Below are 25,408 nucleotides of genomic sequence, written 5' to 3' on the forward strand. Positions count from 1 at the left end.
CAAACAGGTTAGATATATGTTTAAACACGGCAAAACACTTCTAGCTCGCTTGATAGCAAGGTGTAAAGTGATGATGATGTGTGTTTTTATTTCTCATTATGGTGTAAAAGTAAAACTTATTTCTTTTATAAAAAAGAGAATTTATAATTTTAGTTCACTATTGATAATTTCTTAACAAATGATTGTAAATTTATTGGTTTCCTAAAATTAATGGTAAACCAGAGTCTCCACTACCAATTACAATTACTTTAGCGTTTGGAGATTCAGACAATTTTATAGTAGCATCTATACCTTTGTCTTGCAAAATTTTATCTGTTAACGATGCACTTAATATTTTGTTTGCATTTGCTTTACCTTGTGCTTCAATAGTTACTTTTTCGGCCTCTTTTTTTGCCGTTACCAGTCTAAATTCATATTCTAAAGACTCTTGTTCTTGTTTTAATTTACGCTCTATGGCATCTTTAATTGTTGGCGGCAATGTTACATCACGCACTAAAATTTCGTTTAATTGAATGTATTCACCATCTACAATTTTTTTTGTTTCATCAAAAATTTCTTGCTGTATAGCGTCTCTTTTACTAGAATATAACTGCTCTGGCGTATAACGCCCAACAACAGAACGGGCTGCAGATCTTATAGTTGGTAATAACACTCTTTGTATATAATCTTCGCCTTTTTCTTGGTGTAACTTTCCTAATTCATTACGTTTTGGTTGAAACCAAGCTGAAGCTTCTAATTTAATATCTAAACCGTTGCTAGAAAGTACATTCATTTTTTCTAATACCTCTTGCTGACGTACTTCATAAATATATACTTTATTCCAAGGAGCTACCACATGAAACCCTTCTCCCATTGGAGGCTCATCTGTAACAACACCATCTCCAAGAGTCTCGTATAAAACTCCTGCGTGACCAGAATCTATTGTCACTGCTGATTTAGAGATAATAACAATAATTAGTATGATAACAAATAATACAGGTAATGCAATTTTTGGTAATCTTTCCATAGTAGTTTTTAAGTTAATCCGTTGTATTTTCTAATAAACCATTCTATTGCAAATACCAATAAAATAAAGCCTAGTAGAAATTTAAATTCTACCAAAGATACAATATTTTCCTTGCTCTTTTGTGTGGGTTTTAGGGTTTGTTTACTAAGCAATTCCTGTTTTAGACCTTTTGCATTATCAATATAAAATAGACTTGTATTTGTGTTTGTTGCAATACGATTCATTTTCTTGTAATTACTAGAAGTAAATTGCTGCTCTACATCATATTCTAAAATGGTAAAAGTTCCAGATTTTGATGTATTTGTATTTGTTACCGTAGCTGTAAATGTATAATCACCTGCTGGCAAACTACTTAAATCTGCTTTATAATTAAAACCGTTTAAAAGCATTGGAATTTCTTTGTAAATAGTTTTTTCTTTGTTGTTTATTTTTAAAACTATTGTAGCATTTGAGTCAAACTCAAAAGCATCATCAAAAACCGATGCATTAATAACCGCCTCACTACTACCTAAATACACTTGTTTATAATCTAGAGTAAAACTATTTTTAGAGTTACTAGAGGCCAAATACAGAATAATTTTACCTATAAAATCATCAAAAGATTTAAAATCTTTATCATTTCTATAAGTTTGCATCCTCCATTTCCAAATATCTTCTCCAAACAAAAAAACTTGTTTTGTTGTATCAAATTCTGACACTGCCAACAGAGGAGACTCTATAGTAACACCTCTTATTGTTGTTTTTAGAACAGTTAAACTTTCATTTTGCGAAAAAACCGGACTAACATTACTCTGTAAGGGAGGAAAATTAGCTGTAGAAAATTCAGATACATCAAACTTAGAAAAAGAAGAGTTTACCATTGGCATTACCTCTTGGGCAGGAAAACCATCTTCAAAAATATAAGTGTTCTGAACCGAATTTAAAAAGTCCCAATCTGTTTGTAAACCAGTTATAACAAAGGAGTTTTTAGCAGCCGTTTTAGCATAGTCTACTATGCTTTTAAAAGCTGTATTAGGCTGATAAAAAATAAAAACATCTGTGTTCTGCCATAAGTTTTTATTAGAATTAGGCTTTAAAATTGTTACGCTACGTTGTTCATTACTTTCTATCGCTTTTTTTAAGGTTCCCAAATCTGGATGTTCAATAGAAGTAACTATTGCAATATTTGTTTTTTCATCTATAACCTCTAAAGCTACTGTTTTTGTGTTGTTTTGTGTATTCTTTTCATTGGTTAGTGCAGCTACAGAAACCTTAATTTTTTTAACTCCAATAGTTTTAGCATTAATATTAGCACTTATAGTTTTGCTATTTTCTGCTTTACTAAATGATATACTCTGTTTAAATACTGTATTACCATTTTCTGTAATAGTCAATAGTTTGGTTACAGGCTTAATTCCTGTGTATGAGACATAAACTTCTACAGGATATTTATTATTTAAAAAAGCAAAGTTATTTTTATTTACTTGGTCTATTTTTATATCTGTATAAGATGTTGTATCACCTACAACTACTGGGTAAATTGGTGTTTTATTGTTTAATGATAAAAATTCATAATCTGCAGCTAAAGTTTGGTTACCATCTGTTAATAAAACTACTGCTAAATTTGTATTCTTATAAATGTCTGCGGTTGTTTGTAATGCCGCTCCTATATTGGTACTTTGTTCTGCAAATGTTAGTGAATCTTTTATGGTATTTAAATTGCCTCCAAATGAATACGTATCTATTGTAAATTTATCTTTTACGTTAGCATCTAGAGTAAGGCTTTTAAGGAAATCTGTAACGTTTTTGACAGATTTACTGTTTTTTATAGAAGCAGAATTATCTGTTAATATTACAAGTTTTGTTTTTTCTACCCTATAGGTAGTTTTGGTAATTTTTGGATTAATAAGCAGTAACAACACACCAAAAACACCTAAAAAACGTAAAAAGGAGAGTAAAACAACAAGTTTACCTCTCCTTTTAGTTTTATAATAATATTGAAACAAGACTACAAGCAGCGCAAATATTGCCGCTAAAATTACCCACACTACAGTTGTAATTTGCATGTATTAATTGTCTCTGTTTTTCAATATAAATTTAAATCTTCTATTAAGTTAACATTCCGCCATCTACATTTAGCACTTGGCCAGTAACATAAGCAGACATATCTGAAGCGAAAAACAAACAAGCATTTGCTACATCATCAGGAGAACCACCTCTTTTTAAAGGAATACCATCTCTCCATCCTTGTACTACTTTTTCATCTAACTTATCTGTCATTTCAGTTTCTATAAAGCCAGGTGCAATTGCATTACATCTAATGTTTCTAGAACCTAACTCTAATGCAACAGACTTTGTAAAACCAATCATTCCGGCTTTAGATGCTGCATAATTAGTTTGTCCTGCATTACCTTTAACACCAACAACACTACTCATATTTACAATAGAACCTTTACGCTGCTTTAAAAAAGTACGTTGTACTGCTTTTGTCATGTTAAAAACAGATTTTAAGTTAATTTCAATAACAGCATCAAAATCTTCTTCGCCCATACGCATTAATAAATTATCTTTAGTAATACCTGCGTTGTTAATTAGCACATCTATACCACCAAAATCTTCTAATACGTTTGCTACCAATTCTTCTGCCTGAGAAAAACTTGCTGCATTACTTTTATATGCCTTAGCTTTTACACCTTTAGCAGTTAACTCTTTTTCTAATTCTAAAGCAGGAGCTTCACTAGAGCTATATGTAAAGGCCACATTTGCACCATTATCTGCAAATACTTTTGCTATTCCCATACCAATACCTCTACTGGCACCAGTAATAATTACGTTTTTTCCTTCTAACAATTTCATCTAATAAAATTTTGCGTTGTTGCAAGTCAAATATAGCGTATGTTTTAGACCTTTAAAAGGTATAGTTCTTTTTTTTAATATTGATATTCTAAATCTTTATAACTGTTTATTTATCAATAGTAAAGTAAACTCCTTTATACTCCAAATTGATTTAAATGATGATCTAAATGTTTAGAAAACATAACATTCCACTCTTTGCTAGTTAATTTTCCAAATGAGTGCGACTCTTTATTGTTAAAATGTGCCTCTCCTAAATGCATTGTTTTGTCTAAATAAGATAGTAACCTACTCTTTTCCTCTTCAAAATTTTTACTACTATCAATAATAAATTCAGGTGCTGTTCTTCCATTTTTTTGGTATGGCTTTGGACCAACAACAGCTTTTTTTACAAATGTTTTTAGTAAAAACTTTTTAAATGCATTTGGTTTAGGGCGCTTGTTTTCATAAGTCATTTCATAAGCAACATTACAGTGTGCTAACATTTGTGAAACTTGCATTTTACCCCATAAACCTTTGGTTTCTGGGGTTAGCTTATGTATCCTTTCTTTAGTGTAATTTAAATCGTTTTCTAAAAACAAATTTTTCATAACAAATTGGTTGTGGTTAATACAACTAATGTACATTAATTTAAAGCACAAAAAAAGCGTTTACTAAATTAGTAAACGCTTTTATATTTGTAGCAAAGTTAAAGGATTAACCCATAACTTCTTTTACTTTTTTACCTATTTCAGCAGGAGAATCTACAACGTGGATACCACATTCTTTCATAATTGCTTTTTTAGCCTGTGCAGTATCATCACTACCACCAACTATAGCACCTGCGTGCCCCATTGTTCTACCTGCAGGAGCAGTTTCACCAGCAATAAAACCAACAATTGGTTTTTTGCTTCCACTCTCTTTATACCACTTAGCAGCATCAGCTTCTAATTGCCCACCTATTTCACCAATCATTACTACACATTCTGTAGCAGGATCATTTATTAAAAGCTCTACAGCTTCTTTTGTAGTTGTTCCAATAATTGGATCTCCACCTATACCAATTGCAGTAGTAATACCTAAACCTTGACGTACAACTTGGTCTGCAGCCTCATACGTTAATGTACCAGATTTAGAAACAATACCTACAGTACCGCTTTTAAATACAAAACCAGGCATAATACCTACTTTAGCTTCACCTGGAGTAATAACACCCGGACAGTTAGGACCAATTAAACGACAATCTTTATCTTTAATATAATCTGAAGCTTTAACCATATCAGCAACAGGAATACCTTCTGTAATAGTAATAATTACTTTAATACCAGCGTTAGCAGCTTCCATAATTGCATCTGCAGCAAATGCTGGCGGTACAAAAATAATAGTTGTATCTGCACCTACTTTTTCAACAGCTTCTAAAACTGTGTTAAAAACTGGTCTTCCTAAATGCTCTTGACCACCTTTACCTGGTGTTACACCACCAACAACGTTGGTACCGTATTCAATCATTTGTTCAGCGTGAAAAGTACCTTCACTACCTGTAAAACCTTGTACAATTATTTTGGAATCTTTATTTACTAAAACACTCATTATATCGTTTGTTATTTTTTTCGCTTCACAAAAATATAGCTTTGTTGGCGATTATTAAAGTATTCTTTGTTTATTTATTTTTAATATTTTGTAAAATAGATGGTATTTTTTTAACATTAGCCAATTGTCTAAGTTTTTCTCTGGATTCTTCTATAGGAGTGCCAAAGTAACTTTTACCACCCACAATAGATTTTGTAACACCTGTTTGCCCCATTACAACTGCTTTTTTACCAATTGTAATACCGCTAGTAGTACCTACTTGACCCCAAAGTGTAACTTCATCCTCTATAATAACACAGCCAGCAATACCTGTTTGTGATGCTATTAAACATTTTTTACCAATTACAGTATCATGACCAACATGTACTTGGTTATCTAGCTTAGAGCCTTCACCAATGGTAGTATTACCAGTTACGCCTTTATCTATTGTACAAAGTGCACCTATGTCTACATTGTTTTCTATCACAACTTTTCCGCCAGACAATAACTTATCAAAACCCTCTGGTCTGTTTTTATAATAAAATGCATCTGCACCTAAAACAGATCCTGCATGTATAGTTACATTATCACCTAAAACACAGTTATCATAAATTGAAACATTAGAATGAATTACACAATTTTTTCCAATAACAACATTATTGCCTACAAAGACATTGGGTTGTATTATGGTATCTTCTCCAATAATAGCAGAGTCTGATATGGTAGAAACTGATTTTTTAAAAGGTTTAAAGTAAGCTGTTAACTTATTAAAATCTCTAAAAGGATCGTCTGATATTAACAATGCTTTACCCTCTGGACAAGCTACTTCTTTATTTATTAAAATAATGGTAGCGTTAGATTGTAAAGCCTTGTCATAGTACTTAGGGTGATCTACAAAAACAATATCACCTTTGGTAACTACGTGAATCTCGTTCATTCCTAAAACGGAAAAACTATCATCACCAACATAACTGCAATTAATAATAGCTGCAATTTGCTTTAAAGTATGTGGAATAGGAAATTTCAAATGTTATTGTACCTAATGTTTATATTTTACAAAAAAGTAAAAAATTTACTCTTTTACACGCTCCATGTAAGAGCCTTTTTCTGTATCAACTTTTATTTTATCACCTTCATTAATAAAAAGAGGCACATTTACTTCTGCTCCTGTTTCTACTTTAGCTGGCTTGGTAGCATTTGTAGCTGTATTACCTTTTACTCCTGGTTCTGTATATGTAACCTCTAAAATAACACTAGCAGGCATATCTACAGATAAAGGTAAACTATCTTCTGTATTAAATAAAATAGTAACAACTTCTCCTTCTTTTAATAAGCCAGGTGCATCTAAACTACTCTCTTCTAACGTAATTTGGTTATAATCATCCGTATTCATAAAATGATACGTGGTACCTTCTGCATATAAAAACTGATAAGAACGAGTTTCTACACGCACATCATCAATCTTATGGCCTGCAGAAAAAGTATTATCAATTACTTTACCTGTGGTTACACTTTTTAACTTAGTTCTTACAAAAGCTGGTCCCTTACCAGGTTTTACGTGTAAAAATTCTACAATTTTAAAAATATCATGATTGTATCTTATACACAATCCTTTTCTAATGTCTGATGTTGATGCCATACTTTTATTTAATTTGAACTAAAATAGCCTTTCATAATTCCTCTTTGAGAATCTCTAATAAACTGAAGAATTTCGTCGCGTTCTGGAGTTGCTTCCATTTCTGCTTCAATAATTTCTACAGCCTGACTATTGTTATAATTTTTCTGATATAATATTCGGTAAATATTCTGTACTTCTCTAATTTTTTCTGAAGAAATACCTCTTCTACGTAAACCTACAGAGTTTATACCTACATAAGATAATGGTTCTCTGGCAGCTTTTACATAAGGTGGCACATCTTTACGTACTAAAGAACCACCTGTAACAAAAGCGTGGTTACCTATAGATACAAATTGATGAACCGCTACTAAACCAGCCAATACAACATTGTCTCCTACTGTTACATGACCTGCTAAAGTAGAGTTGTTAGAAAAAATACAATTGTCTCCCACAAAACAGTCATGAGCAACGTGGCAATAAGCCATTATTAAACAGTTTTTTCCAATTTTGGTTTTTTGTCTGTCTGATGTACCTCTGTTTATAGTAGCACACTCTCTAATAGTTGTATTATCTCCTATCTCTACAATAGTTTCTTCACCAGCATATTTTAAATCTTGTGGTGTTGCTGATATAATTGCTCCTGGAAAAATATTACAATTTTTTCCAATTCTTGCGCCTTCCATAATAGTTACGTTAGAACCTATCCAAGTTCCCTCGCCTATTACTACATTATTATGTATTGTTGTAAAAGGTTCTACAACAACATTTTTTGCGATTTTAGCACCTGGGTGTATATACGCTAAAGGTTGATTCATTCTATTGTTTTTTTGCTATTTGTGCCATCATTTCGGCTTCACAAACTAATTTATCATTTGCATAAGCATACGCTTGCATATGACATATTCCTCTGCGTATTGGTGTTATAAGGCTACAGTGAAATATTAATGTATCTCCTGGTAAAACCTTTTGTTTAAATTTAACTTTATCTATCTTCATAAAAAAAGTTAAATAATTTTCTGGATCTGGAACTGTACTTAAAACCAAAATACCTCCTGTTTGCGCCATTGCCTCTACTTGTAAAACACCTGGCATTACAGGTGCTCCTGGGAAATGTCCAACAAAAAAAGGTTCGTTCATAGTTACGTTTTTCATACCCACAACATGATTATCAGAAAGTTCTAATACTCTGTCTATTAATAAAAACGGAGGTCTGTGTGGTAACATATCCATAATTTGATGAATATCCATTAATGGAGGTAAACTCAAATCATATTTAGGAACGCTATTTCTTTTTTCTAGCTTAATAATTTTAGCCAATTTTTTTGCAAATTGTGTATTTACAAAATGACCTGGCTTGTTAGCTATAACTTTACCACGTATTCTAATACCTGTTAAAGCTAAATCCCCTATAACATCTAACAATTTATGACGCGCAGCCTCATTTGGCTGGTGCAGTGTTAGGTTATCTAAAATTCCGTTAGGCTTAACAGATAATTTCTCCTTTCCAAAAGCTTTTTCAAGCTTTTTCATTGTTTCATCAGATATTTCTTTATCTACATAAACTATGGCATTATTTAAATCACCTCCTTTTATAAGTCCGTGTTCTAATAACATTTCTAACTCATGCAAAAAACTAAATGTTCTTGCATTAGAAATTTCTTCTTTAAAGTCTGATAATTTTAACAAAGTAGCATTTTGTGTACCCAAAACCTTGGTTCCAAAGTCTACCATAGTTGTTATTTGGTAATCATCAGAAGGAATAATAGTAATTTCACTACCAGAAGCTTCATCCTTATAAGAGATAACATCTTTAACAATGTATTCTTCTCTTTCTTTTTCTTGCTCTACTACACCTGCATTTTCTAAAGCCTCAACAAAAAACTTTGATGAGCCATCCATTATTGGTAACTCTGGAGAGTTTAACTCTATTAAAACATTATCTATCTCTAAACCTACTAGTGCAGCTAATACATGTTCTGGAGTTTGTATTTTAACTCCTTTCTTTTCTAAATTAGTACCACGCTGTGTGTTTTCTACAAAATTAGCATCGGCCTCTATTATAGGTTCTCCTTCTAAATCTACACGTTTAAAAGCATAACCGTGGTTTTCTGGAGCAGGTAAAAACTTCATTGTAACTTTTTCACCTGTGTGTAAACCTACACCTGTAAGCGTAGCTTCTTTAGCTATAGTTCTCTGTTTTGAATTGGGTTTATTTGCCATCAAACTTTTTTTCAATGTTATTTATTCCTTTTACTATTTTTGGTAAGTTTTTAAAATGAACATAAGACTTATTAAAATCTCCATAATTCATAGCAGGTGAGCCTTGTAAAACCTCATTATCTTTAATGTTTTTACCTATGCCAGACTGTGCTTGTATGCGTACATTATCTCCTATAGAAATATGACCTACAATACCTACTTGGCCACCTATCATACAATTTTTTCCAATTTTAGTAGACCCTGCAATACCTGTTTGTGCAGCAATTACAGTGTTTTCTCCAATTTCTACGTTATGGGCAATTTGTATTTGATTATCTAATTTTACACCTTTTTTAATAATTGTAGATCCCATAGTTGCGCGGTCTATTGTTGTACCTGCACCAACATCTACATTATCCTCTAAAATTACATTGCCAATTTGTGGTATTTTTGTAAAAGTACCATCTGTATTAGGAGAAAAACCAAAACCGTCAGATCCTATTATAACTCCTGTATGTATTACGCAGTTGTTACCAATTATAGAGTCTGAGCATATTTTTGCTCCAGAAAATAAAGATACATTATCTCCTATGGTTACGTTATCTGATATGTATACGTTTGGATATATTTTTGCATTTTTACCTATGGTTACGTTTTTACCAATATAAGTAAATGCGCCTAAGTAAACATTTTCTCCATAGCTAGAAGATTCATCTACATAAACGGGTTGTTCTATACCGCTTTTATCATTTTTAACCTGATCATAATAGGTTAACAATTTTGTAAAAGACTGGTAGGCATCCTCTACTTTTATTAAAGTTGTTGTAAACTCTTTTTCTGGAGAAAAGTCTTTGTTTACAATAGTTATAGATGCTTCTGTTGTATATAAATGCGGGGTATATTTTGGATTAGCTAAAAAGGTAAGCGAACCCGCTTTTCCTTCTTCTATTTTAGCAAGTGTATGTACAGTAATTTCAGGATCTCCCTGAACTTCACCTTCTAAAATACCTGCAATTTGACTAGCTGTAAACTTCACGTGTTGTTAATTAATTTAGTAAGGTGTTTTTTGTCCTTATTATGTATTATTAAAAAATTAAGGTTTTGCAAAACCATAATTAACGGTGACAAAAGTAAGAAAAATAGTGAAATGTTTACATTTTACTTGAGTTGTGTTTTCACAAAACCCAGTAAAGCCCTGGCTTATAAACTTTAACCTGTTATAATATATCTAAATTTTCTTTACATTTTTTTTACATTAACCTATTCTATTTTAGGATAACAAGCATAATATTTAGTAACTGTTTTAGATAATGTTTTGCTATTTAACTGGTCTGATGCTTTTGAAACATCTGTTACTTTTCCGTTTTCTTTAAGCACTTTTATAGGTTGTACATGCTGTATATATGCTGTGTTTTTTATTTCTCCACTAAACACAAAGTATGCTGTTTCTTCATCAGTTAAATTGTGTTTTTCTTTAAATAAATTAAACTCTTTTTTTACTTTTATTGCAGATATTGGCTTTTTCTTCATTTTAATATGTAGCAAATCTCTATGCAATATCATTCTGCTTAAAGTAGATAATACAAAATCACTATTATGCTGCCATTCTTTTATAGCTGCCATTATATCTATATCATCTAACTCTGAAAATTTTTCAATAACATCTGCATTAAAATCTTTTAACGTTATTTTGTTTTTTATAAAAAATGATAAAATAGAACTACAAGGCAAATTATTACCGCTATGTATTAATTCCTTTGCCCTTTTTAATGTTTTTATTAATAATTGCTCTGCTACCAAGCCTGTTTTATGTAAATACACTTGCCAATACATAAACCTACGGGCCATTAAAAACTTCTCTACAGAGTAAATTCCTTTTTCTTCTACCACTAAATCACCATCTACTACATTAAGCATTGTAATTAGGCGTTCTGCATTAATATTACCTTCTGCTACACCTGTGTAAAAACTGTCTCTTTTTAAATAATCTAACCTATCCATATCTAACTGACTAGATACCAAATCATTTAAAAACTTTTTTGGGTGTTCTTTTTTAAAAATAGCTATAGCAGTATCTAATTTACCATTAAACTCTTTATTTAATTGTTGCATAAAGACCAATGAAATTGCCTCATGATCCACACCCTCTACAATAGTATGCTCCATTGCATGAGAAAAGGGACCATGACCAATGTCATGCAAAAGAATAGCACATAAGAGTCCTTCTTCTTCTTTTTTGGATATTTTTACACCTTTAAAGCGGAGTATTTGCACAGCCTGCTCCATTAAATGCATACAGCCAAGTGCGTGCTGAAATCTAGTATGTTGTGCACCAGGATATACTAAATACGTTAAACCTGTTTGCGATATTCTGCGAAGCCTTTGAAAATAAGGGTGCGCAATAATATTAAAAATTAGCGTGCTTGGTATGCCAATAAATCCGTAAATTGGATCATTGAATATTTTAAGTTTGTTAGATATAATCAAAATCTTCTTTCTTTACAATTACAAATATAGACACTAAATGAACAAGATAACAATACTTTGGGTAGATGATGAAATAGATTTACTTAAACCACACATAATATTTCTAGAAAAGAAAAATTACCAAGTGATAACTTGCCAAAGTGGCAGAGAAGCTTTGGAAGAACTAGAAGATACTAAAGTGGACATTGTTTTTTTAGATGAAAATATGCCCGGAATTAGTGGTTTAGAGACACTTTCTGAAATTAAAAAAACACACACTTCTTTACCAGTTGTAATGATTACAAAAAGTGAAGAAGAACTAATTATGGAGGAGGCAATTGACTCTAAAATAGCAGATTACCTAATAAAACCTGTTAACCCAAACCAAATATTGCTTAGTTTAAAAAAGAGTTTAGACCACTCTAGATTAATATCAGAAAAAACAACGTCTAATTACCAACAAGAGTTTCGTAAAATTGCTATGGATTTATCTATGGTTAATTCTTATGAAGAGTGGGTAGATTTATATAAAAAACTTATTCATTGGGAGTTACAACTAGAGGAAATAGAAGACTCTGGTATGTTTGAAATTCTTGAATCTCAGAAAATTGAGGCAAATAATCAGTTTGGTAAGTTTATAGATAAAAACTACCCTAATTGGTTTTCTAGTGACAATACTCCTGTTTTATCACATACGCTATTTAAAAACTTAATTAAGCCCGAGCTAAAAGATAAATCTACATTACTTGTTGTTATAGATAACTTAAGGTATGACCAATGGTTGGCTTTTGAGAGTACCGTAAATTCTTTTTACAAAAAGAAAAAAGAAACGCCTTATTTTAGCATTTTACCCACAGCAACTCAATATGCGCGTAATGCTATATTTTCTGGTCTAACACCACTAGAAATGGAAAAACAACACCCAAACTGGTGGAAAAATGATACAGATGAAGGTGGTAAAAATTTACACGAAGAGGATTTTCTTGGTGCACAATTAAAAAGGCTTGGGTTAGATTTAAAATGGGAATACCACAAAATTAGCAGCCTAAAACAAGGCAAACAATTGTCTCAAAACTACAAAACTCAAAAAGACAATAATCTTACTGTAATTGTATACAATTTTGTAGATATGTTATCACATGCAAAAACAGAAATGGAAGTAATAAAAGAGCTTGCAAGCAATGACAAAGCTTACAGATCTTTAACTGTAAGTTGGTTTAAAAATTCTCCTTTGCTAGAAATTATACAGCAAGCGCAAGCTATGGGGCAAAAACTAATAATTACCACAGACCACGGCACAATTAACGTTAAGCAACCATCTAAGGTTGTGGGAGATAAAGACACTAGCCTAAACTTAAGATATAAAACAGGTCGAAGCTTATCATATGACAATAAAGACGTGCTTTCTGCCAAAAACCCTAAAGACTTACAACTACCTACTATTAATATGAGTAGCTCTTTTATTTTTGCTAAAAATGATTTGTTTTTTGCTTATCCAAACAACTACAATCATTATGTAAGTTACTACAGAAATACTTACCAACATGGGGGCGTTTCCTTAGAAGAAATGATTATACCTTTTGTTGTTTTAGAGCCTAGATAATTGCACACAAACTAATTGGCAACTACATTTGCGTTTTTATAATTTATAACAAAAATGAACACTACATTTTCCACATCTGAAATACAAAATATAGCTAAAAAAATCATTGCTAACGCACCTACTAAAACACTTTGTTTTTATGGTGAAATGGGTGCCGGAAAAACCACTTTAATTAAAGCTATAATGAAAGAACTAGGTGTTATTGGCGATACCTCTAGCCCTACTTTTGGTATTGTAAACGAGTACCACGATAACAAAAACAAAACCTTGGCTTATCATTTTGATTTTTACAGGTTAGAAGATGAAATGGAAGCACTAGACATAGGTATAGAAGATTATTTTTATGCCAATAAATGGGTTTTTATAGAATGGCCAGAAAAAATAACGTCTTTTTTACCTGAAGATACTACTAATATAAAACTAGAAGTAATTAACCCTACAGACCGTAGAATCAGTTTTTAATAACGACTTAGAAAAACCTAATTAACCAATGGTTTTAAAAATAAAATTGTAATTTTGATGGTCAGTTTAACAAACACTAACGGATATGAATCAGCCTTCTTCGCCATTTAGCAAATACCAACTACTACCACAAGAAGAAAAGCTAGAAATCCTTAGAAAAAAGGGAGAATTATTTATTGGGATGCTGAAAGAGAATCAGTATCAAGAAAAAAGAATATGTTTAACTCCAGATGCAGTAAATGCCCTTACCTGTAACGGACATCGTGTTTTAATAGAGTCTGGCGCTGGTGAAGGTGCAAGTTTTTCTGATTTAGATTACACAAACGCAGGTGCAGAAGTAACAAAAGACACTAAAAAGGTGTTTTCTTGTCCGCTTATTTTAAAAGTAGAACCACCTACGCTTTCTGAAATACAAATGCTAAATCCGCAGACAACAATTATATCTGCACTTCAAATTAAAACACAATCTAAAAAATATTTTGAAGAATTAGCAAAAAAACGAATTACAGCAATTGCTTTTGAATATATACAAGATGAAGATGGTAAATACCCCGCTGTACGATCTTTGAGTGAAATAGCAGGAATTTCATCAGTACTAATTGCATCAGAACTAATGGCCACAACCAATAATGGTAATGGATTAATGTTTGGAAATATTAGTGGCGTGCCTCCTGTAGAAGTTGTTATAATTGGCGCTGGCACCGTTGGTGAGTTTGCAGCCAGATCTGCAATTGGACTAGGTGCTAACGTGAAAATTTTTGATAATTCTATCACCAAGTTAAGACAAATACAAACCAACTTAAAACAAACCGTATACACATCTACATTACAACCAAAGAACCTTTTAAAGTCTTTAAAAAGGTGTGATGTAGCCATTGGAGCCATTAGAGGTAAAGACCGCTCTCCTATTGTAGTTACAGAAACTATGGTAGAAAATATGAAAAAAGATGCTGTAGTTATTGATGTTAGTATAGATATGGGTGGCTGTTTTGAAACCTCTGAACTAACCACACACAATAAACCAACTATAACAAAACACGGTGTAGTACACTATTGCGTACCTAACATACCGTCTAGATACCCAAAAACTTCATCAATATCTATAAGTAATATTTTTACACCTTACCTTTTAAAAATTGGTGAAGATGGTGGAATGGAAAATGCATTACGTTTTGATAAAGGCTTACGAAACGGACTATATATGTACCACGGAATTTTAACAAACAAATCTGTAGGAGAATGGTACGACTTACAGTATAGTGATATCAATTTTTTAATTTTTTAATATGGCATTCATCAAACGATTAGGATGGTACTTAGTAGGACTATCAATCGGTATTGTATTTTTAACTTTTTTCTTAAAAAAGAAATCAGACGAAACAGGAACAGAGTTCTGTTATTTTCCTAATTGTAGAGTTCTTAAAGACCTGCGCTCTAAACCACTATCCTACTCTAACGATATAAAAACTTTACTAAACAATAAGACTATAGACTCTACAACAGTTGCTTATTTTTTAAACGATGGAGACATAGATTTTGGAAACAGTGACACTAAATCTACACCTTGCAAAACCTATAAAATTGAAGGTTTAATTAAAGAAAAAGAAGCCGTTTTAACTGTAATAAACTGCACAGACAAGGTTGTTATAGATAAAATAGATCTTAGCAAATAACTTTACTGAAAATTGACATAAAAAAAAGGTGAGTTTTAAAAACTCACCTTTTTTATTAATAGTCATATATTATATTTTTCTTCTTTTGCGCTCCTCTTTTAATAAAGATAATTCTCTTGTTGTTTGCCCTGCAACAGATGTATTTTCCTCTGCTCTACGTATTAAGTAAGGCATTACATCTCTAACTGGTCCAAAAGGTAAATATTTAGCAACATTATATCCTTTATCAGCTAAATTAAAAGAGATATGATCACTCATACCATACAATTGCCCAAACCATACACGAGAATCTGAATGAGGAATATTTTTCTTCTCCATTAACTGCATCAAAGTGTAACAGCTGTTTTCATTGTGTGTACCCATAAAAATAGACATGTCATCTAAATGATCAATCATATAGGCCACAGCAGCATCAAAATTATCATCGGTATCCTTTTTAGAGGCACAAATTGGTGTAGGATAACCTTTTTCTTCAGCTCTTTCATTTTCCTTTTCCATATACGCACCACGCACCACTTTCATCCCAATTTTAAAACCTTCTTCTTTAGCCTCTATATGTAATTTTTTAAGATAATCTAATCTATCCCAACGATACATCTGCAACGTATTATACACAACAACTTTTTCTTTATTGTATTTACGCATCATTAAAGTACATAAATCATCTGCTGCATCTTGCATCCAACTTTCTTCACCATCAACTAAAAGCGCAACATCTAAATCGTAAGCCTTTTTACAAACTTTATCAAACCTAGCAACAATTCTATCCCACTCTAACTGCTCCATTTCTGTTAAAGCAATGCCTGCCCCAACTTTTTCAAAAAGAATAAATCTTCCAAAACCAGTAGGTTTAAAAACAGCTAGCGGTATAGACTCTTTCTCTTTTACAAAATCTAATACATTTAGTATTTTTTGATACGCAAGATCAAAATGATTTTCTTCTTCCTTACCCTCTACAGAATAATCTAAAATTGTACTTACTTTTTTATCGTACATTTTATCTATAACAGGCAAGCAATCCACTTCGCTAACACCACCACAAAAATGGTCAAAAACAGTAGCTCTAATTAAGCCCTCTACAGGTAAATGTGCTTTAATAGCAAAATTTGTAACCGCAGTACCAATACGTACTAACGGTTCATTAGCAATAAGCTTGAATAAAAAATAGGCTCTTTCTAATTCAGAATCCGATTTTAAAGCGAAAGCAGTTGCTGTATTTTCAAAAATTTGTTCCATTTTTAATAATTTCGTAAAGAGCAAATATAAATACAGATTTTATATTCTAATAACTAAAATATGTGTTTATTTTGCATATTTTAAAATAAGAATCATGCAGTCAATTTCAGCTCAAAAATATTCAGTTCATTTTAACCAAAAAGCATACTCAGAACTAAACACTCATTTAGCTAAAGCTAACTACTCTAAGGTGTTTATTTTGGTTGATGAAAACACCCACCAACACTGTTTGCCAAATTTTATGGCGCAAATTAATGGCGATTATAATTTTGAGATAATTGAAATTGAAGAAGGTGAAATTAACAAGACCATAGAAACTTGTGTACAAGTATGGCACGTTTTATCTGAGTTAGACGCAGACCGCAAAAGCGTTATGATAAATCTTGGTGGCGGTGTTATTACTGACTTAGGAGGCTTTGTTGCTTCTACATTTAAAAGAGGAATAGATTTTATTAATGTTCCTACCACCTTATTATCTATGGTTGATGCTTCTGTAGGAGGAAAAACTGGTGTAGATTTAGGCTCTTTAAAAAATCAAGTTGGCGTTATTAACCAACCACAAATGGTATTAGTTATTTCTTCATTTCTGCAAACATTAGAGGAAAGACAATTAAACAGTGGCTTTGCGGAAATGCTAAAACACGGTTTAATAAAGGATAAGAAATATTGGAATGAACTAAATTTAGTAGCTGATTTTACAAATTTAGATGAGTTTATTTACGATTCAGTTGTTATTAAAAACAATGTTGTAACTATAGACCCAACCGAGCAAAATTTACGTAAAATTTTAAATTACGGTCACACACTTGGCCACGCTATTGAGTCTTACTTTTTAGAAACTGAAGACAAAGAAACATTACTACACGGTGAAGCTATTGCTGTAGGTATGGTGCTAGAGGCCTATTTAAGTAACAAACTAACAGGTTTAACTAACGAAGCTTTAGAAGCTATAAAAAGTACTTTTACAAAACAATACGGTAAAGTAACATTTACAAAAGAGGATATTAAAAATATTTTAACCTACTTAAAGTTTGATAAAAAGAACTCTCATGGTAATATTAACTTTGTTTTACTAAAATCTATTGGAGAATGTGAAATTGATGTTACAGTTGATGAAGATTTATTACACCAATCTTTTGCATACTACAAAGTTTAAGACACACACCTACATAATACCCCTGCTACACAACTAATTACAATTTTGAAGGGAAAAAAGTTTTAGTTTAGTTCTTGTAAAACTAAAACCAATGAATTATGTTACGCAAACTAGTAGATTACAAAAAACTTGACCACAAAGTAGCTGCAAAATTAATAGAGTCTTACCCACACGGGTATGGTGATAACGACATTATTGTTTTTAAAAATGCAAAAGGAGAATTTGTAGAAGCTGTTGAAGTTAAAACCGAAGACACTATTTATTTAGTTAGAATAAGTAAAAGCTTATCTAACTTTATTGCAAATTTTGATGAAGCTATAGAAAAAGAACTAGAGTCTACAGGTACAGAAACTTCTGCATCTGCAAATTTTGAAGACGCAGAGGAGACCGAATAATTATTTCTCTTAAATTCTTTTTATAAATATCTTTCTAAAATTATTTTAGAATGATGTTCTAAATGACCACACGCAACAAAGCCTGCAGCAGCAGTACTCATTGGCGAGTTACTTGCTGTACCTATAAATTTTAATTGCTCTTGTGTTAGGTTAGCAAATAAAGAAATTGTTGCCGCTCTCACATCTAAAAATTCTTGCAGCAAACTTTTTCTGTTTCTTGAGTTTGCGTTAGATGTTGGTACATAATCATCTTGCTCAAAACCAGGTAAAGGTGTAGCATCTAATCTAGAAAACCTCAAAGCTCTATATTGAAAAATACGTTCTGTATCAATAATATGCACTAAAACCTCTGCTACAGTCCACTTTCCGGTTGCGTAAGAAAAATCCAACTTACTATCTGGAATAACAGCTATTAAGTCTTTAAATTTCTTTTTTCCATTTTGCAAAGCGGCAAGTAAACTTACATCTCCTACCAAATCTATATACCCTTTATAATAAGCATTATAATCTTGCAGTGTTAATTCTGTTGCTTTCATTTAAAAAAAATAAAAAAACCCAATGCGTAAAACATTGGGTTGGTGTTATTAATTTACTTTCAATATTAAGAAATTACAATTCATTAAAAATTGTATGCATTAAACGTTTTTTATCGTTAATACTTTCTTCTAAAGAAATCATTGTTTCTGTTCTGCTAATGCCATCAATATCATCTATTTTAAAAATGATATTTTTAGCATGTTGAGTATCTCTAGCTCTAATTTTACAAAAAATATTAAACTTGCCTGTTGTAATATGCGCTACAGTAACGTAAGGTATACCTATTAAACGCTCTAAAACAAACTTAGTTTGATGTGTTTTTTCTAAAAATATTCCTACATAAGCAATAAAAGAATAACCTAACTTAACATAGTCCAATGTTAAAGATGAACCTTGTATAATTCCGGCTTCTTCCATTTTCTTTACCCTTACATGTACAGTACCCGCAGATATAAGTAATTTTTTTGCGATATCTGTAAACGGAGTTCTGGTATTGTCAATTAACATATCCAGAATCTGGTGATCAATTTCGTCTAGCTTAACTTTAGTCATTATATAATTAAATTTGGAACAAAAATAGTAAAATAAGAAGATATACGCACTAAATATGACTTTTTTTTATCAATAATGCAATTATTTTACATATACTAATTAAATTGTTAATTACCAAGCAATGCAGTAGATAAAAGATTGTTATTTTTAACAAAATCTAAATCACTACTATTCAGTAAATTAAGTGTTTTATGTGCATAAAAATTGTCTAAATTTTTAACCTCTGCTACAACAGGTTCAAAAACAACTTTGTCATCTTTTAACACTTCTTTATAAAGAATTCCTAAAGAATCGACTTCAGAATATGTAGTTACTATATTTTTAGTATTATATATAATAAGGTCTAAAAATTGCTTACCATTCTCTGGTATTTCAAAATAAGAGCTAACTTTAAAGTTATTTAGCGAGTTATTTGCTATAGTCTCTACTCCCTTTAACAAGGAATAAAAAATAAATTCTCTAGTTTTTTCTCTTTCATAATCCTCAGGAAAGTGTCCAGATTCAAACAAAATGGTTGGTGTGTTCAACATTTGAAAAGCATCTCCAACACAATTACTATTAAATCCGTCATCATACCTACCAACTTGACCTGGAATAAAATTTTGCAAAACACTATTCATTGCCACTATAAGCTGCATACTTTTTTCTCTTGAAGGAGACAAAGCTCTTTCCTTATTAAAGGCGGGAGCTAAAAAAGACACTGTAGCAGGTTTATTTGTTTCACCTACATTAAAAATTGTTCTCTGATCATGTAGGTTAAAACAAAAATCAGGTTTAAAGTTTTCATAAACTTGTCTTAGAATTATACTTTCAGGCTGACTCCTATCTTGTGCGTCTCTATTTAAATCTATTTCATTAGCATTAATTCTGGTATATGCTTTTGCACCATCAGGATTTAATATTGGAATAATTTGTATTGTGCACTTTTTTAATATTGAAGATTGTAAATCTGAAGGCTCCTCTAAAAAATTAATAAAATCTAAAACTGCTTTTGTTGTTGTAGACTCATTACCGTGCATTTGAGACCACATTAAAATTTTAGTTTCTCCACCACCAATTGTAATTAATTTTATAGGTTCTCCCAAAACAGATTTTCCTACTTGCTTAATTTCATTCTTAAAAATGCTAGCTTCTAAAAAAGGAAAAACATCCTCATTTGTTACGTATCTCCCAGCTACTTTATCCTCCTTACAACTTAAAAATATCTGCTTAAAATCTATCATCTACATCCTTATTATTAAGCAGTAAATATAACGCTATATTAAGTTACATATGTAACAACTTAAGTTACAAATATAACTACGATATTTACTTTTGTAAACATAAAAAATAAATATAACTATTATTTAGTTACATTTGTAATATTAAAAATAGTAAAGTATAAGTTTTACTTATGAAAATACAATAAACTATTGTTTTTTAATGATTTAAATCAATTTACTTAAAGTAAAAATATAATAATAAAATTAATTATACAAGCTATTTTCAATAAAAAAGCAACATATAAAACCTCTAAATGTTACAATGGTAAATTCTGAAGAGTTTATAAAACGACTAGAAAAAATAATTAATTACTACGACTTAACCGCTGCTGCTTTTGCAGAAAAAGTAGAAGTACAAAGGTCCAGTATATCACATTTACTATCCGGAAGAAACAAACCTAGTTTAGAGTTTGTTTTAAAAGTAGTAACCCACTTTCCTGAAGTAAATTTATATTGGCTTTTAAATGGGAAAGGAAGTTTTCCCCAAGTAAATGATTATAACATTCCCTCTGCCACAATTAAAAAAGAAAAAGAAGCTTTAAGAAAAGAAGTAAGTAAAGTAATTATTTTTTACACAGATGGAACTTTTGAAACCTTTGATAAAAATTAAATTCAATTACTTATTTAACAATATTACGCTTTAGAAGTCTGACATAATTAATTATTTTTGCTTTATGAAAATAAAACATTTTTACCTTATTGCCTCTGCAGCTTTACTAACATCTTGTTACGCTCCTAAAAGGGATTGTACCGACTTTAAAACTGGCGAATTTACTTTTAATTACGAGATTAACGGAGAGAAGAAAACAGGACGTTTTACAAGAGATGAGAAATACAGTGTTGAATATTATGAAAACAAAGTGGATAGCTCATCTGTACGCTGGATAAACGATTGTGAGTTTGTTTTAAAATCACTTAAAGATCAGTCTTCTATTCATTTTAAAATTTTAGAAACAACCAGCGATAGTTATACTTTTGAATACAGTAACGCTGCTAGAGACCCAAAAAAAGAATTGATTGTTATGAAAGGTAAAGCCATCAGGGTTAAAAAGTAGCTCATAAATCAATTACCAACCGTTTTAAGGCTTTACTCATCAGTTAAAACATATTTACTCAGAATAAACATTACACCTTTTAAAAAGGCTTAAAATAAAAAAACCTCGCTTTTGTAGCGAGGTTTTTTTATTTTTAAAAGACACTATTAATTAGGTCTTTCAAAGGATTTTTTAGAGTTGCTTTTTGCATACTCTTTAAATTGTCTCTGTTGCTGCTTAACAGTCATTGTACTTCCGTCATGACTCCAACCTGGAGGTCCAAATACATACATCAACTTATGAGATAGTTTTTTTGATTTCTTCATATCCATCCAAATATCCTTAAACTCGTGCGTTAAAATAACAATTGGATTGTTAGAGTTTGGCGCGTGTATTACACCATATTTAACATCAATACTATCATCTAAAGGTAACCAAGTACCAAACATTCTGTCAAAAATATTTAAAAAGCCACCGTGGTTTTTATCTAAATACTCTACGTTTTGCGCGTGGTGTACTTGATGCATTGTATGCGTATTCATAAACTTCTCAAAAATACCCAACTTTGGTAACAACACCGTATGTAACTGAAACTGCCACAAAGCCTCTATACCCAAGCAGAATACAACCATCTCTGGCTCAAAACCTATAGCTGGCATCCACATATAAAAAAGTGGCTTATATAATAATGTAAACCAACCATTTCTAACAGCTGTTCCTAAATTAAAGTTGTCTGATGAGTGATGCACAATATGTGCTGCCCATAAAATTCTAATTTCATGGTTAGCTCTATGAAACCAATAATAAGTAAAATCATCTGCAAGCTGACAAAGTAACCACACATACCATGCATAGCCAAAAGACTCATAACCTAAAAGGTTGGTGTTTACACCATTTACCTCTGGATTACAAAGCTCAAAAACAAACTCAAAAATTACTATGGCAGATATTACCTTAAGTGCAGCAGCTAATATTGCAGAACCAACACCCATAAAACCACTTGCAAAAAGATCTTTCCAGTCGTAAAGATCATGGTGTTCTTCATGACTTTTACTATAAGCTAATTCTAATAAAATAAAAATTATAAACGCTGGACCGCCGTATACTAGCGGATTTGTTAAATCCATATAAAAATATTTTTTTTGCTAAGATAACTATATTAAAGGTTATTATTTCTAAAATAGAGTTGTTTGTTCGGTATCATCGTCAGCAGAATCATCTTTATCATCCGCTTTAGAATCCGTAACCTCTTCCTTCTCTGTTACTTTCGTTTCTTTTGGAGCCTCTTCAATTTCTTCTACTTCTTCATAAGGTAAAGACTCTAGAACATTGGTGTTTTTAATCTTATCTGCAGTTAACTGATTACCTAAAGCTTTAATTCCTTTAATTGCTATAAAATCCTCTATATCAACTTTTTGATTAGGTTTTTGCTCTTTACCTCTAGGCTTTGCAAATTCCAATTCTACAACTGGCCTCCAATCTGTAGACACCAATTCTAAAACTGACTTTGGATGCTCAGAAATAAACAACTCCTCTTTGTTTTCGTTTTCTATTAAAAAACGCTTAATGTAATAACGCTCTTTAACACCGTCAAAATAAATAGCCGAAATAGGTTTTTTAGGATTCCATTTTTCTAAAACTATCATATCCTCATCAAAATGAGTCGTAATTTCTGGTTTAACTGTTTTTACTATTCCTTTTTGAGTTATAACAAGAATTAAATCTTCCCCTTTAAACTCTCCAAGCAATTCACCTCTACCATCCAAGTTTAGTCTACTCACCACATCATCAAACCAAATTTTACGTGGTTTTAATGTAGAAACACCTTTTTCTTTTAAATCTATACGCTTAACAGCATATTTACTAACAATATTACCTTTTGATGATCTCCCTTTAATTAAAATATCAGAGAAATCCATATCCCACTTAAGTTTTTTAATACTACCTACTTGCCTTAAATGAATGGTAACAATTTCTGCTTCTCCGTTAGGGTTTGCGGAAAAATACAAGACATCTGAGTTCGGTTTTCCTGTAGTAAGCGGATAAAGTTTATCTCTTGTAACAGATGTAACATTAAAACGCTTTATGTAGCTAGCTCCTCCTTTACCATCTTTATAAATCATATTATAAGTGGTACGCTTGTCTTTTTTCTTAAATACAGCTACGTGTATAATATTTTTACCTACAAATATTTTTGAATCTACCTTAGAAACCATCATATGGCCATCTTTAGTAAATACTATAATATCATCTATATCACTACAGTCGGTTACATACTCGTCTTTCTTTAAGGATGTACCCACAAAACCTTCCTCTCTATTTACATAAAGCTTTGTGTTTCTTATAACTACCTTTGTAGCTTCAATATCATCAAAAACTCTAATCTCAGACTTGCGCTCACGACCTTTACCGTATTTATCTTTTAGATTTTTAAAATAATTAATAGCAAACTCTACCAAGTGCTCTAAATTATGCTTTACTTCCGCAATACGCTCTTCTAAACTATCTAGTAGCTGCTGTGCTTTATCTAAATCAAATTTAGAAATACGCTTAATTCTAATTTCTGTCAAACGAGTAATATCCTCCTCTGTTACAGCTCTTTTTAAATGTTTAGTATGCGGCTTTAAACCTTTATCTATTGCAGCTATAACACCTTCCCAAGTTTCCTCTTCTTCTATATCTCTATAAATACGGTTTTCTATAAAAATACGCTCTAAAGAAGAAAAGTGCCATTGCTCTTCTAATTCTCCAAGCTGAATTTCCAATTCTTCCTTTAGCAATTCTACTGTATAATCTGTAGAGCGCTGCAACATCTCTGTTACCCCAATAAATAATGGCTTATTATCCTCTATAATACAACCCAAAGGAGATATAGAAGACTCGCAAGCAGTAAATGCATATAAAGCATCTATAGTTTTATCTGGAGAAATGCCAGCTGGCAAATGAACCAAAATCTCTACATCTGCAGCTGTATTGTCCTCAATTTTTTTAATTTTTATCTTCCCTTTGTCATTCGCTTTTAAAATAGAATCTATTAAAGAAGAAGTATTAGTGCCGTAAGGTATTTCACTAATAACCAGTGTATTTTTATCTGATTGTGAAATTTTTGCACGAACTCTTATTTTTCCTCCTCTTAGTCCGTCATTATAACCTGTTACATCTATAATACCAGAAGTAGGGAAGTCTGGAAATAATTTAAATTTTTGCCCTTTTAAATGTTTAATAGAAGAATCTATTAGCTCTATAAAATTATGAGGTAGTATTTTTGTTGATAAACCCACTGCAATACCTTCTGCACCTTGAGCAAGCAACAAAGGAAACTTAACAGGTAAATTTACTGGTTCTTTTTTACGGCCATCATAAGATTGTTGCCATTCTGTAATTTTTGGACTAAAAACAACATCTAAAGCAAATTTAGACAGCCTAGCCTCTATATATCTAGATGCTGCTGCTCTATCTCCTGTTAAAATGTTACCCCAGTTACCTTGTGTGTCTATCAAAAGGTCTTTTTGACCAATTTGCACCATAGCATCTGCAATACTAGCATCACCGTGAGGGTGATACTGCATTGTATGACCAACTACATTTGCAACTTTATTATACCTACCATCATCTAACTCCTTAAGTGAGTGCATAATTCTACGCTGCACTGGTTTAAAACCATCTTCTATAGCAGGTACTGCACGTTCTAAAATTACATAAGAGGCGTAATCTAAAAACCAATCTTTATACATCCCAGTGACCTTTGTAAGCTCATCTTGCGGATTGTTTGTATTATTGTCTAGATTCTCGTTAACTTCTTCGTTCTCTTCCATAAAGAAAGACTCGT

Annotated in this window: 25 protein-coding genes; 8 read left to right on the forward strand and 17 right to left on the reverse strand. The window is 31.5% G+C overall.

Annotation, left to right across the window (positions count from 1 at the left end; all coding sequences use genetic code 11):
- Positions 1-190: 190 nt before the first annotated feature.
- The 11 genes from CELLY_RS14870 to CELLY_RS14920 form a co-directional block, all read right to left on the reverse strand.
- Positions 191-1,006, reverse strand: a complete 816-nt coding sequence (locus CELLY_RS14870; RefSeq protein ID WP_013622520.1) for a prohibitin family protein — start codon at positions 1,004-1,006, stop codon at positions 191-193.
- A gap of 8 nt (positions 1,007-1,014) precedes the next feature.
- Positions 1,015-3,051 (reverse strand): vWA domain-containing protein, encoded by a 2,037-nt coding sequence (locus CELLY_RS14875; protein ID WP_013622521.1) that lies wholly within the window; start codon positions 3,049-3,051, stop codon positions 1,015-1,017.
- A 43-nt stretch (positions 3,052-3,094) separates the two neighbouring features.
- Positions 3,095-3,841, reverse strand: coding sequence for a 3-oxoacyl-[acyl-carrier-protein] reductase (gene fabG, locus CELLY_RS14880; RefSeq protein WP_013622522.1), 747 nt, complete (start codon positions 3,839-3,841; stop codon positions 3,095-3,097).
- A gap of 134 nt (positions 3,842-3,975) precedes the next feature.
- On the reverse strand, positions 3,976-4,428 hold the full coding sequence (locus CELLY_RS14885) for a DUF1569 domain-containing protein (RefSeq protein WP_013622523.1): 453 nt from the start codon (positions 4,426-4,428) through the stop codon (positions 3,976-3,978).
- Positions 4,429-4,534: 106 nt separating this feature from the next.
- On the reverse strand, positions 4,535-5,407 hold the full coding sequence (gene sucD / locus CELLY_RS14890; RefSeq protein ID WP_013622524.1) for a succinate--CoA ligase subunit alpha: 873 nt from the start codon (positions 5,405-5,407) through the stop codon (positions 4,535-4,537).
- Positions 5,408-5,477: 70 nt separating this feature from the next.
- The gene (locus CELLY_RS14895) at positions 5,478-6,413 is read right to left on the reverse strand and encodes a UDP-3-O-(3-hydroxymyristoyl)glucosamine N-acyltransferase (RefSeq protein WP_013622525.1); all 936 of its coding nucleotides are present in this window, start codon (positions 6,411-6,413) and stop codon (positions 5,478-5,480) included.
- A 45-nt stretch (positions 6,414-6,458) separates the two neighbouring features.
- A complete protein-coding gene (gene efp / locus CELLY_RS14900; protein ID WP_013622526.1) occupies positions 6,459-7,025 on the reverse strand; it encodes an elongation factor P in 567 nt (188 codons plus the stop codon).
- Positions 7,026-7,033: 8 nt separating this feature from the next.
- Complete coding sequence (gene lpxA / locus CELLY_RS14905; RefSeq protein ID WP_013622527.1) at positions 7,034-7,819, reverse strand: acyl-ACP--UDP-N-acetylglucosamine O-acyltransferase; 786 nt, start codon at positions 7,817-7,819, stop codon at positions 7,034-7,036.
- A 1-nt stretch (position 7,820) separates the two neighbouring features.
- Complete coding sequence (locus CELLY_RS14910; protein WP_013622528.1) at positions 7,821-9,224, reverse strand: bifunctional UDP-3-O-[3-hydroxymyristoyl] N-acetylglucosamine deacetylase/3-hydroxyacyl-ACP dehydratase; 1,404 nt, start codon at positions 9,222-9,224, stop codon at positions 7,821-7,823.
- Positions 9,214-10,239: a UDP-3-O-(3-hydroxymyristoyl)glucosamine N-acyltransferase gene (lpxD, locus tag CELLY_RS14915; RefSeq protein ID WP_013622529.1), complete on the reverse strand. Its 1,026-nt coding sequence runs from the start codon at positions 10,237-10,239 to the stop codon at positions 9,214-9,216. The genes CELLY_RS14910 and lpxD overlap by 11 nt, the downstream gene beginning before the upstream one ends.
- Positions 10,240-10,463: 224 nt before the next feature.
- The gene (locus tag CELLY_RS14920) at positions 10,464-11,690 is read right to left on the reverse strand and encodes an HD domain-containing protein (protein WP_013622530.1); all 1,227 of its coding nucleotides are present in this window, start codon (positions 11,688-11,690) and stop codon (positions 10,464-10,466) included.
- Positions 11,691-11,727: 37 nt separating this feature from the next.
- On the opposite strand from CELLY_RS14920, the gene porX reads away from it, so the two are divergent.
- From porX to CELLY_RS14940, 4 genes are all read left to right on the forward strand, one after another.
- The gene (gene porX / locus CELLY_RS14925; protein ID WP_013622531.1) at positions 11,728-13,272 is read left to right on the forward strand and encodes a T9SS response regulator signal transducer PorX; all 1,545 of its coding nucleotides are present in this window, start codon (positions 11,728-11,730) and stop codon (positions 13,270-13,272) included.
- 54 nt (positions 13,273-13,326) lie between these two features.
- Positions 13,327-13,734: a tRNA (adenosine(37)-N6)-threonylcarbamoyltransferase complex ATPase subunit type 1 TsaE gene (tsaE, locus tag CELLY_RS14930; protein ID WP_013622532.1), complete on the forward strand. Its 408-nt coding sequence runs from the start codon at positions 13,327-13,329 to the stop codon at positions 13,732-13,734.
- 85 nt (positions 13,735-13,819) lie between these two features.
- On the forward strand, positions 13,820-15,019 hold the full coding sequence (locus CELLY_RS14935; RefSeq protein ID WP_013622533.1) for an alanine dehydrogenase: 1,200 nt from the start codon (positions 13,820-13,822) through the stop codon (positions 15,017-15,019).
- A 1-nt stretch (position 15,020) separates the two neighbouring features.
- Positions 15,021-15,407, forward strand: a complete 387-nt coding sequence (locus CELLY_RS14940; protein WP_013622534.1) for a hypothetical protein — start codon at positions 15,021-15,023, stop codon at positions 15,405-15,407.
- Between the two features lie 69 nt (positions 15,408-15,476).
- On the opposite strand, the gene CELLY_RS14945 is transcribed toward CELLY_RS14940, so the two are convergent.
- Positions 15,477-16,643 (reverse strand): proline dehydrogenase family protein, encoded by a 1,167-nt coding sequence (locus tag CELLY_RS14945; protein WP_013622535.1) that lies wholly within the window; start codon positions 16,641-16,643, stop codon positions 15,477-15,479.
- A gap of 94 nt (positions 16,644-16,737) precedes the next feature.
- On the opposite strand from CELLY_RS14945, the gene aroB reads away from it, so the two are divergent.
- On the forward strand, positions 16,738-17,799 hold the full coding sequence (gene aroB, locus CELLY_RS14950) for a 3-dehydroquinate synthase (RefSeq protein ID WP_013622536.1): 1,062 nt from the start codon (positions 16,738-16,740) through the stop codon (positions 17,797-17,799).
- 98 nt (positions 17,800-17,897) lie between these two features.
- Positions 17,898-18,194 carry a hypothetical protein gene (locus CELLY_RS14955; RefSeq protein ID WP_013622537.1) on the forward strand — a complete coding sequence of 99 codons (297 nt, stop codon included), beginning with the start codon at positions 17,898-17,900 and terminating at the stop codon, positions 18,192-18,194.
- Between the two features lie 20 nt (positions 18,195-18,214).
- Here CELLY_RS14955 and CELLY_RS14960 read toward each other — a convergent pair whose 3' ends face one another.
- The 3 genes from CELLY_RS14960 to CELLY_RS14970 all read right to left on the reverse strand — a co-directional run bounded on the left by CELLY_RS14960 (position 18,215) and on the right by CELLY_RS14970 (position 20,506).
- Entirely contained in the window at positions 18,215-18,730 is a 516-nt protein-coding gene (locus tag CELLY_RS14960; RefSeq protein ID WP_013622538.1) for a DinB family protein, read from the reverse strand.
- A gap of 73 nt (positions 18,731-18,803) precedes the next feature.
- Positions 18,804-19,283: an Lrp/AsnC family transcriptional regulator gene (locus CELLY_RS14965; protein WP_013622539.1), complete on the reverse strand. Its 480-nt coding sequence runs from the start codon at positions 19,281-19,283 to the stop codon at positions 18,804-18,806.
- A 107-nt stretch (positions 19,284-19,390) separates the two neighbouring features.
- Complete coding sequence (locus CELLY_RS14970; RefSeq protein ID WP_013622540.1) at positions 19,391-20,506, reverse strand: M14 family metallopeptidase; 1,116 nt, start codon at positions 20,504-20,506, stop codon at positions 19,391-19,393.
- 301 nt (positions 20,507-20,807) lie between these two features.
- Between CELLY_RS14970 and CELLY_RS14975 the strand changes: the two genes are divergently transcribed.
- Both CELLY_RS14975 and CELLY_RS14980 read left to right on the forward strand, forming a co-directional pair.
- Positions 20,808-21,155 (forward strand): helix-turn-helix transcriptional regulator, encoded by a 348-nt coding sequence (locus CELLY_RS14975; protein WP_013622541.1) that lies wholly within the window; start codon positions 20,808-20,810, stop codon positions 21,153-21,155.
- 64 nt (positions 21,156-21,219) lie between these two features.
- Entirely contained in the window at positions 21,220-21,600 is a 381-nt protein-coding gene (locus CELLY_RS14980; protein ID WP_013622542.1) for a hypothetical protein, read from the forward strand.
- A 146-nt stretch (positions 21,601-21,746) separates the two neighbouring features.
- On the opposite strand, the gene CELLY_RS14985 is transcribed toward CELLY_RS14980, so the two are convergent.
- Positions 21,747-22,706, reverse strand: a complete 960-nt coding sequence (locus CELLY_RS14985) for a sterol desaturase family protein (RefSeq protein ID WP_013622543.1) — start codon at positions 22,704-22,706, stop codon at positions 21,747-21,749.
- 48 nt (positions 22,707-22,754) lie between these two features.
- Entirely contained in the window at positions 22,755-25,394 is a 2,640-nt protein-coding gene (locus tag CELLY_RS14990; protein ID WP_013622544.1) for a DNA gyrase/topoisomerase IV subunit A, read from the reverse strand.
- Between the last annotated feature and the right edge of the window lie 14 nt (positions 25,395-25,408).

Source organism: Cellulophaga lytica DSM 7489 (assembly GCF_000190595.1).
GTDB classification, from domain to species: Bacteria; Bacteroidota; Bacteroidia; order Flavobacteriales; family Flavobacteriaceae; genus Cellulophaga; species Cellulophaga lytica.